The 2,562-nt window shown below is 61.6% G+C and carries 7 protein-coding genes; 6 read left to right on the top strand and 1 reads right to left on the bottom strand.

Translation table 11 applies throughout. The annotated features are described in order from the left end of the window. The 5 genes from L858_RS21830 to L858_RS0119070 all read left to right on the top strand — a co-directional run. On the top strand, positions 1 to 116 hold a 116-nt coding region (locus L858_RS21830; protein ID WP_152639886.1), incomplete at its 5' end, for a DUF3768 domain-containing protein. 11 nt (positions 117 to 127) lie between these two features. Beyond that, positions 128 to 415: a hypothetical protein gene (locus L858_RS0119055; RefSeq protein ID WP_022684642.1), complete on the top strand. Its 288-nt coding sequence runs from the start codon at positions 128 to 130 to the stop codon at positions 413 to 415. Further along, a complete protein-coding gene (locus L858_RS0119060; RefSeq protein ID WP_004213311.1) occupies positions 412 to 678 on the top strand; it encodes a hypothetical protein in 267 nt (88 codons plus the stop codon). The genes L858_RS0119055 and L858_RS0119060 overlap by 4 nt, the downstream gene beginning before the upstream one ends. Positions 679 to 699: 21 nt before the next feature. After that, entirely contained in the window at positions 700 to 900 is a 201-nt protein-coding gene (locus tag L858_RS0119065; protein ID WP_020819821.1) for a hypothetical protein, read from the top strand. Beyond that, positions 897 to 1,430, top strand: coding sequence for a hypothetical protein (locus tag L858_RS0119070; protein WP_022684643.1), 534 nt, complete (start codon positions 897 to 899; stop codon positions 1,428 to 1,430). The genes L858_RS0119065 and L858_RS0119070 overlap by 4 nt, the downstream gene beginning before the upstream one ends. Before the next feature lie 41 nt (positions 1,431 to 1,471). On the opposite strand, the gene L858_RS0119075 is transcribed toward L858_RS0119070, so the two are convergent. After that, positions 1,472 to 1,762, bottom strand: a complete 291-nt coding sequence (locus tag L858_RS0119075; protein ID WP_022684644.1) for a hypothetical protein — start codon at positions 1,760 to 1,762, stop codon at positions 1,472 to 1,474. A gap of 463 nt (positions 1,763 to 2,225) precedes the next feature. On the opposite strand from L858_RS0119075, the gene L858_RS0119085 reads away from it, so the two are divergent. Beyond that, positions 2,226 to 2,462, top strand: coding sequence for a hypothetical protein (locus L858_RS0119085; protein WP_022684645.1), 237 nt, complete (start codon positions 2,226 to 2,228; stop codon positions 2,460 to 2,462). The last annotated feature ends 100 nt before the right edge of the window (positions 2,463 to 2,562 follow it).

Raw genomic sequence — 2,562 nt, forward strand, 5'->3', positions numbered from 1 at the left:
GATCCGGCCTGCATAGGATCTATTACGACCGCGATCTTGAATTTGGCAGCGCCGAACCGTGGAATCCCGATGCCACAACTCGCGTGCTCACCATTCTCCTAACCAGCGAATATTGAGGGAGGCCACCATGACCAAATCGCCCCCGGTGATCGAGCTTAGCTGGCGTGATGAGAATTACGGTTCCGTCTGCGCTGTCGCCGCCTTCCGCAACTATGCGGGCACATTGGATTGGAGCGACCGCACCCACCAGCGGTTTCGCGGATGCCTGAAACGCGCAGGCTTCGCCTTCCACGATGGCCGGTGCAGCTACATCGCCACCAGCGGCACCTGCGAGGATCGGCAGCGCGCCCTTTGTGACGAGCTGGCCCGCGCAGGATTCCAGATCGACAGCGGCGACGTGAGGGCAGAGGCATGAACCGCGAACGCCGCAAGCAGATCGCCGCCGCCCGCGTGCTGATCGACAAGGGCAAAGCCCTGTTGGATGAGGCGCGCGACATGCTTGAAACCGTCAAGGATGACGAGCAGGCCGCCCGCGAGAATCTACCACCCAGCCTTGAGGACAGCGAACGTGCGCAGGCGATGGACGCCGCAGTTTCCGAACTGGAAAGCGCGATTTCAGCCCTTGAAGACTTCGACGCCGACGAGATCGGCACGCAACTCGACACCGCCAGCGAATAGGAAGGATTGACCATGCAACCCATGCGCCACCTAGATCGAGACACGCGCCGCGCCCGCCTTCTGGCGGCGCGCACGCGCCCCGTCGGCGGCATCAACCGGCGCGGCATCTTCACCGGCCATTGGGACGGTGGCGATGTTGTGCGTCAGTTTCGCGGCGACAACGGATCATGGATCGGCCTTGCCGCCTACAAGGCGAAAGAAGAGCCGGAGCCGCAGCCATGAAAATCAGCAACACGGCGACCGCCGTTCGCGTCACCCTCTCCCCCACCGAGATCAGCGATTTGCAATTTGTGATCGAGGCGGCCGAGCGCGCGGGGCATTATATGCCCGCGCGCGTCCTCAACATCATGGCGGCGCTGACGCGCAGCGCCGACGATGTTCGGATGAAACAGGCCATGAAGCGGGCGGAAAAAGATCGCGTGACGCGGATCGAGCAGGACCGGCGCGCGCGCGAACGCCAATTCATGCTAGGCGACCGATACAGCGTCATGGCGAGCCGCGCCGACTACGCCGATGCGTCTTCTGATCCGGATGCGCGCCAATGGGTTGACCTGGTGTTTCATGAAATCATGCAGAGGCCGCTTCCCGATCAATACGAACTCCGGCGCGACGTGTGGCGTGTCCACGTTGTCCAACTGGACGGCGGCACGCTTGGCGCTGTTGTAGGCGGCGATTGCACTCAAACCGCCGACCCCGCCGAAATTACTTCCGTGGCGGAACAGCTGATCGCCCACTTCGAGGGCAGAGCTTGACGCGCGTGGAGCGGTGGCAGCTGCCACCGCTCCAGAGAGATCTAGAATCTGGCGATCAAAGGTAGCAGCGCCGCCGCTTGGCTTCCCAGGACCGGCACCCAATAATTCGCGGCGCGGTAATCAGGGCCGTGATCGACCGCCATCACCCCAAAGACATATCCGATCATTGGCAGCGTCCACAGCAGACGCCCGCCCAGGTCCACGCCCATCAGCACCAGCGCAACACCAAGCACAGCCCAAAGCGGAATCAGTCGTTCCATGATTTCGCGATGACGGACTATTCGCCATGCACTTTCCCGGTCATCGGCGCTAACCTGCGATACGAGGCCCATAGCTTCCCCTTTTCATCAACGGTCGCCGGCGATCATCCAACGGTTTCACGAAAATGTGAAGCACTTCGCGCGCATTCTCGCCAATCCGTTGTATAGCCCTCATCGAGCGAGGGCGAGGGACTGTGACAGCGGCCCTTCGCAAATCCTCTCGCTCAAAGGAGGTGATGTGATTTGACAGCATATGAAGCAGCTCAATTGACGATCGCAGCCGTCGCGCTCGTGATCGCAATTGTGAAGCTGGGGAAGTCCGATAAGGGCTGATCCAGCGGGGCGGGTGGCCTGACAGGGCCGCCCGCCCTAAATGTTTGAACCCGCCGTGTGACAGCACGGCGGGTTCAGGTAGGTGCGCGAAATGAATCAGCACACGAAGCATTGCCTATATAGCCCTGTTCCCTTGCGAATCCAATAACCGGCGTGCGCGCGTGGTGTTCCCCGTCTGTTCCCTTTGGCGCATAAGCGCCCAATGGCCGCGAACTATAACCGCCCCAAGCCCATTGATCCTATCTGGTATCGGCAAGGCTGCTATCTGCGCATCCATTGCGCTTGTGGTCGCCGCGTCGTCGCTCCGCTGGGCGACTTCGCCCGCTCACGCCGCATTTCTTTCGATACCCGCATTTACGAGCTGATCGCGCGGCTTCGGTGCAGCCAGTGCCGCCGCAAGCCTTATGCGGACGTGTCGCGCAACCGCTCGGGCAATTAAAATGACGGAGGATCCGATTGCTCGGATGCTTCCGGCGCTATCCGTTGGGCATGTCGCCGGCGACATGCCGCAGCAGGCCGCGTCCCATCGCATGGTGTAA

Origin of the sequence: Sphingobium bisphenolivorans (assembly GCF_000412635.1) — a bacterium.
Classification (GTDB): Bacteria; Pseudomonadota; Alphaproteobacteria; order Sphingomonadales; family Sphingomonadaceae; genus Sphingobium; species Sphingobium bisphenolivorans.